Origin of the sequence: Aeromonas sp. 604176 (genome assembly GCF_049170755.1) — a bacterium.
In the GTDB taxonomy this organism is placed as follows: Bacteria; Pseudomonadota; Gammaproteobacteria; order Enterobacterales; family Aeromonadaceae; genus Aeromonas; species Aeromonas veronii_A.
This window is the reverse complement of record NZ_JAAKNE010000173.1, coordinates 1-5,583: the sequence shown is the minus strand read 5'-3', so window position 1 is coordinate 5,583 and position 5,583 is coordinate 1. Positions and strand designations below refer to the sequence as shown.

7 protein-coding genes are annotated in these 5,583 nt (G+C 62.9%); 1 reads left to right on the top strand and 6 read right to left on the bottom strand.

Annotated elements, in window-relative coordinates:
- Both G5358_RS19900 and G5358_RS19895 read right to left on the bottom strand, forming a co-directional pair.
- Positions 1–785: aromatic amino acid transaminase (locus G5358_RS19900; protein ID WP_421324770.1), on the bottom strand; the 785-nt coding region annotated here is incomplete at its 3' end.
- Positions 786–912: 127 nt separating this feature from the next.
- Positions 913–1,188, bottom strand: a complete 276-nt coding sequence (locus G5358_RS19895; RefSeq protein ID WP_164536036.1) for a metal/formaldehyde-sensitive transcriptional repressor — start codon at positions 1,186–1,188, stop codon at positions 913–915.
- 71 nt (positions 1,189–1,259) lie between these two features.
- Here G5358_RS19895 and dmeF point away from each other — a divergent pair, with 71 nt between their 5' ends.
- A complete protein-coding gene (gene dmeF / locus G5358_RS19890; RefSeq protein WP_421324769.1) occupies positions 1,260–2,201 on the top strand; it encodes a CDF family Co(II)/Ni(II) efflux transporter DmeF in 942 nt (313 codons plus the stop codon).
- Between the two features lie 160 nt (positions 2,202–2,361).
- On the opposite strand, the gene G5358_RS19885 is transcribed toward dmeF, so the two are convergent.
- The 4 genes from G5358_RS19885 to G5358_RS19870 form a co-directional block, all read right to left on the bottom strand.
- Positions 2,362–2,610, bottom strand: a complete 249-nt coding sequence (locus tag G5358_RS19885; RefSeq protein ID WP_005343091.1) for a hypothetical protein — start codon at positions 2,608–2,610, stop codon at positions 2,362–2,364.
- Between the two features lie 66 nt (positions 2,611–2,676).
- On the bottom strand, positions 2,677–3,249 hold the full coding sequence (locus G5358_RS19880; protein WP_216952114.1) for a DNA-J related domain-containing protein: 573 nt from the start codon (positions 3,247–3,249) through the stop codon (positions 2,677–2,679).
- Positions 3,246–5,033 (bottom strand): cation:proton antiporter, encoded by a 1,788-nt coding sequence (locus G5358_RS19875; protein ID WP_216952113.1) that lies wholly within the window; start codon positions 5,031–5,033, stop codon positions 3,246–3,248. The genes G5358_RS19880 and G5358_RS19875 overlap by 4 nt, the downstream gene beginning before the upstream one ends.
- A gap of 190 nt (positions 5,034–5,223) precedes the next feature.
- Positions 5,224–5,583 (bottom strand): MltR family transcriptional regulator (locus G5358_RS19870; RefSeq protein ID WP_421324767.1); only part of this gene is annotated, 360 nt, incomplete at its 5' end.

Sequence of the window (5,583 nt, the reverse complement as noted above, 5' to 3'; positions counted from 1 at the left end):
CAGATGACCGACAGGCCGCCGCACCGCTCGCCGTAGAAGGAGAGGTTCTTGGAAAAGGAGTTGCTGACGAAGAAGCTTACGCCGGCGGCCACCATGGCGCGAATAGCGTAGGCATCCTCTTCCAGCCCGTCGCCGAAGCCCTGATAGGCGATATCCATAAAGGGGATCAGGTTCTTCTCGACCACCAGCGCGATCACCCGATCCCACTGGGCACGGGAGAGATCCACCCCGGTCGGGTTGTGGCAGCAAGGGTGCAGCAGCACGATGCTCTTGGCCGGCAGGGTACTCAGGCAGTCGATCATCGCATCAAACTGCACGCCGCCAGTGGCCGCATCGTAGTAGGGGTAGTCGTGCACCTTGATGCCGGCGCCTTCGAACATCGCCTTGTGGTTATCCCAGGTGGGATTGCTGACCCATACCTCGGAGGTCGGGAAGTAGCGCTTGAGCAGATCGGCGCCGATCTTCAGCGCGCCCGAGCCGCCGATGGTCTGGATGGTGGCGATACGTCCCGCCTTGACCGCTTCATGGTCGGCACCAAACAGCAGGTGCTGCACCGCAGTGCGGTAGTTGGCGGCGCCTTCCATCGGCTGGTAGGGGCGCGGGGCTGGCGCGGCGGCGCGCTGGGCTTCGGCCTGCTGTACCGAGGCCAGCAGCGGAATGCGGCCCTGCTCGTCGTAATAGAGGCCGATCCCCAGGTTCACCTTCTGCTCGCGGGTGTCTTTGTGGAAGGTCTCGACCAGGGTCAGGATAGGGTCGCCAGCATAGGCATCGACGTGTTCAAACATGGGGGATCCTTGAAATTGACTGTCCAGTAAAACCGGCGGTCAGCCGGGCTGGACATCATGGCGCAAAGCTGGCGGTGGCTCAAGCCCGACGCTGGTCGAGCCTGAAGGGATGGCGCCGCCATCCTGCTTACTTCAAATAGGATCGCAGGACGCTGACCACCTGATCTAGATCCTCCAGCCGCTCGGCCGGGGTGGCATCGGGGGCGCCGAGATGCTCACGCATGTGCCCTTCCAGCACCTCCAGCATCAGGCCGTTGACGGCACCGCGAATGGCCGCGATCTGCTGCAAAATGGCGGCGCAGTCGCTCTCCTGCTCCAGCGCGCTCTCCAGCGCACCGGCCTGCCCCTTGATGCGACGTACCCGTGCCAGCAGCTTCTTTTTACCGTGAATGGTGTGTGACATGCAGGATCCTCTCGATCAATAAAACTATACTGGGGTATAGTATATTGCATTATCGTCCTCAGGAGAAATCCATGTCATCCCTTGTCTCATCCCACTGCCACCAACCCGTCGTCCACGAAGGGAATCCGCTGGCTGAACAGAAAACCCGTTGGGCCGTGCTGCTGACCGTCATCATGATGGTGGCGGAGATCGGCGGCGGCTGGTTTTACAACTCCATGGCGCTGCTGGCCGACGGCTGGCACATGAGCTCCCACGCGCTGGCGCTCGGTCTCTCGGTGCTGGCCTACCGCGCCGCCCGCCACTTTGCCCGCGACCACAGATTCAGCTTCGGCACCTGGAAGATCGAGGTGCTAGGTGGCTTCACCAGTGCTCTCCTGCTGGTGGGGGTGGCCGGGCTGATGCTGTTCGAGTCGGTGTTCAGGCTGCTCGATCCCAGCCCGATCCACTATCAACAGGCGATCGCCATCGCGCTGGTGGGGCTGCTGGTGAACCTGGCCTGTGCCTGGCTGCTCAAGGATGATCACGGCCATCATCACCACCATCATGGGCATCACGACCACGATCATCATGACCATGACGCTCACCACGGCCATCAGGATCTCAACCTGCGCGCCGCCTATATCCACGTGCTTGCTGATGCGGCCACATCCGTGCTGGCGATCCTGGCACTGGTGGGGGGCATGCTGTGGGGGGCCGACTGGCTGGATCCCCTGATGGGCATAGTGGGGGCCGTACTGGTGGCGGTGTGGGCCTGGGGTCTGCTGCGCGACTCCGGTCGGGTGCTGCTGGATGCCGAGATGGATACCCCGTTGGTGGGAGAGATCCGTGAGGTGATTGCCGACCTGCCGGATGCCGAGATCCGCGATCTGCACGTCTGGCGGGTGGGCCAGCAGCAGTATGCCTGCGTGCTCTCCCTGCTGATGACTGCGCCTGTCTCCGCCAGCGAGATCCGCGCGCGGTTGGCGATACATGAAGAGCTGGTCCATGTGACCATAGAGATAGCCACTCCATAGCCAGATTTATGGCTGTCTATGCCAGATAGCGTGCAACTTGTACTCTGCAACACGAGTAAATCGAAGCAGTTTTTTCTGGGGAGGCCTGTGGCAGGCACGTGCTGACTATGTGCCTGGTACAAGCCTCACCGGGGCTAGGGGTGAGATGTGACGGTTTGAGTTAACGTTCGAAGAAGCGATAGAGGTGTTCTACCTGCATCGGGCAGTCAGCTACCAGATGCACATGATCGCGGGCCTGTTCGACCGTATCGAAACTGACCGGGCAGCCGAGGGTATCGGTCAGCTCGTAGAGGGCGCCATCATTGCCTCTGAATTCGATGATCCAGCCGGGGATGGCCACGTCGTGGAGTATTTCGGCCTCTTGCAGGATCTGTTGTTGATAGAGCTTGCGAAGTTCACTGACTGTCATGATGCTCTCCTGTGAAGGGGGATTCAGCTCCAGTCTATGCCTCTCTTTGTGCGGACGGCAACCGGATCATCCCCGCAGGACCTCCCAGGCCCAGCGGATGCGGATAAAGGTCTCGGCATTGCCACCCCGATCTGGATGGTGCTGCAATGCCAGCTCCCGCCAGCGGCGGCGGATCGCCTCCTGACTCGCCCCCTCATTCAACCCGAACAGGGCCAGCGCCTCGGCTTTGTGCCCCTCACCGTCATAAGCGCGCCAGAAGCGGTTGAGCAGGGCTTCAACTTCGGCACGGTCGGTCTGCCAGAACACCTGCCAGTCGAGATAGTAGCTACGCAGATTTTCGCCAAGGGCAAAGCCGTGGCTGGCCTCCGAGCTCCCGACCAGCGGTTCGAGCCGGATATCCAGGGTGCTGATCACCAGCCACCAACCCTCTTCATAAAGCTCGGCTTGCAACTGGTAGAGGGCGTTCATGATCAGGAAGTTGACCCGAAACAGCTGCAACTGCTCGTCGTCGGCCAGCCGGGGGATCTCCCCCTGCTGGCGCAGAGCCGCCATCAGTTCATGCACCTTGTAGCTGCCCGCCGCCTGTTGCAGCAGCACCAGCAGAGGGGTGATCAGCGGATTGTGGTTGGCCTCGCTCATTCGGTTCCCTGCTCTCTGGGCGGCTGCAGGGCGATCAGCAGCTCACCCGCCTGCGGGGTGACGGGGCCGGTGACGATCTGGGGCTTGCCCTTGCCATCCATGATGAACAGAGGGATGGCGCCGGGATTGGCGGTCTGATACTGGGCCCAGTCGAACGCCTCGCTCAGGCGGGTCGCCTTGATCTGGCCGCCCCGGCTCAGCAGGCTGCTCAGCCGGGCATAGTTGATGTCGGGGCCGAACAGGTTCTGGCGAGCGCGGAAGGTGGCACTCTCCCGGTTGGCTTTGCCGTGCTGCTCGCTGGAGCGCAGGGAGTAGACCTGCTCCTCGCCGTAGAGGTGGGCAAAGTGCAGTACCCCGAGGGCGTTGTTGTGACGGTTGGGGGAGAGCGCCAGCACGGTACTGATGCTGGTAAGCGGCAGGTGCAGCTCGGCATGTTCCGACTGGGGGTTGCCGAAATAACAGGGGAGGTTGCTCATCCGCGCCTGTTTGCAGAACTCCCAGGCGGGATCGCAGAGCTGTACCGGCACACCCTGATCCGCCAGCGCCTTGCCGATAGCCCGCGCCACCGAGTTGGCCCCTATGATGAGCCAGGTGTTGGGGGCGCTCTGGCGCATCTTGAGCAGGCTGGCCAGCGGTGCCGAGGTGAGGCTCTGCAACACCACGGTGGAGATGATCACCGCAAATACCAGCGGCACCAGCTTGTCGGCATCGGGGATCTCGGCCTGATGCAGGCTGATGGCAAACGAGGCGCTGACCGCCGCCGCGACTATGCCGCGCGGGGCGATCCAGCTCAGCAGAGCGCGAGCCCGCCAGGAGAGATCCGAGCCCCAGGTCGAGACCAGAATACAGAGCGGACGCGCCACGAATTGCACCACGCACAGCAGCGCCAGCACCATGGGGCCGAGTTGCCAGAGCTGGGCCAGATCGAGGCGGGCCGCCAGCAGGATAAACAGGCTGGATATAAGGATGACCGCGAGATCCTCCTTGAACGCCAGCACCTCCTCCAGATCCAGCCCCTCCTGATTGGCGAGCCAGATGCCGAACACGGTCACCGCCAGCAGGCCAGATTCGTGGCTGAGCCAGTTGGAGAGGCTGAAGGTGACCAGCACCAGCGCCAGCACGCCGAATTTGTGCAGGCTGACCGGTAGCCAGTCCTTGCGAATGAGCAGGGTGGTGAGCCAGCCTGCCGCCACCCCGATCAGGGAACCGACCAACACTGTCTTGCCCAGCGCCAGCAGGGTATGGCTGATGAGATCTCCCTGACTGCCGAGGCGTACCGCCTCGAATACCAGCACCGCAAACAGGGCGCCGATGGGGTCGATGACGATCCCCTCCCAGCGCAGAATGCGATCCACCTCCCGGGTGGGGCGGATCACGTTGAGCATGGGGGCGATCACCGTCGGGCCCGTTACCACCAGTACCGCGCCGAGCATGGTGGCGACCCGCCAGTCCAGCCCCAGCAGGAAGTAACCGGCGCTGCCGATGACGGCGAAGCTGACCAGCATGCCGGTGGAGCAGAGATTGCGTACCACCTTGCCGATCCCCTTGAGCTCGGCCAGATGGAGGGTCAGCGCCCCCTCGAACAGGATGATGGCCACCGACAGGGAGACCAGCGGGAACAGCAGATCCCCGAGCAGGGCATCGGGATCGAGCAGGCCGCTGACCGGGCCCAGAGTCAGGCCGGTGAGCAGCAGAAACAGGATGGCGGGCACCCGCAGCGACCAAGCAAGCCATTGGGCCAGCACGGAGACCAGGGCGATCCCGGCCAGAGAGAGGGCAATCATGCAGACCTCGATTCAGGCAGTGAGTATGGAGCTAGTGTAGTGGCTAAGTTGGTCAGATTGACACCTGAAGGCGCGTGCATCATGGCCGGGATGGGGAGATGTGCGACAGTCGGCGTCATGGTGGCTAGCGGTGGTGTGAAGGGCGCCAGCCAGACGCCAACCGTGGTGATGGGGTGGCCTCAGGGCCGGATTAGATGGGGCTCTCCTTGTGGAGCTCGCCGACACAGTCGGCCAGCGCCAGTACCAGGGCGGAGCGCACCATCTGATCGAGCCGGTTGAGCTGCATCTGGTAGAAGGCCCAATCCTCTTCGCTGGCGGGGGGCTCCAGCTTCATCATGCCGCCCTGATTGACCCCGTGCAGGCGGTCGAGCAGGTCGCGGATCGGCTTGTCGCTGAAGCGGTAATCCTTGGGGTCGCGCACCAGAAAGTCGCGGATCTTGATATAGGCTTCGATATCCTGATAGCGCTCGAGTGAGATGAGGCCGAGGGCGAAGATGAGCTTGAGGCGCACCTCCAGCTGGCCGAGGGGGCCGCTCTGGTTGAGCAGGGG

Coding starts and splice junctions, on each gene's coding strand:
- G5358_RS19895 (WP_164536036.1), bottom strand. CDS start 1,188: ATGTCACACACCATTCACGGTAAAAAGAAGCTGCTGGCACGGGTACGT.
- dmeF (WP_421324769.1), top strand. CDS start 1,260: ATGTCATCCCTTGTCTCATCCCACTGCCACCAACCCGTCGTCCACGAA.
- G5358_RS19885 (WP_005343091.1), bottom strand. CDS start 2,610: ATGACAGTCAGTGAACTTCGCAAGCTCTATCAACAACAGATCCTGCAA.
- G5358_RS19880 (WP_216952114.1), bottom strand. CDS start 3,249: ATGAGCGAGGCCAACCACAATCCGCTGATCACCCCTCTGCTGGTGCTG.
- G5358_RS19875 (WP_216952113.1), bottom strand. CDS start 5,033: ATGATTGCCCTCTCTCTGGCCGGGATCGCCCTGGTCTCCGTGCTGGCC.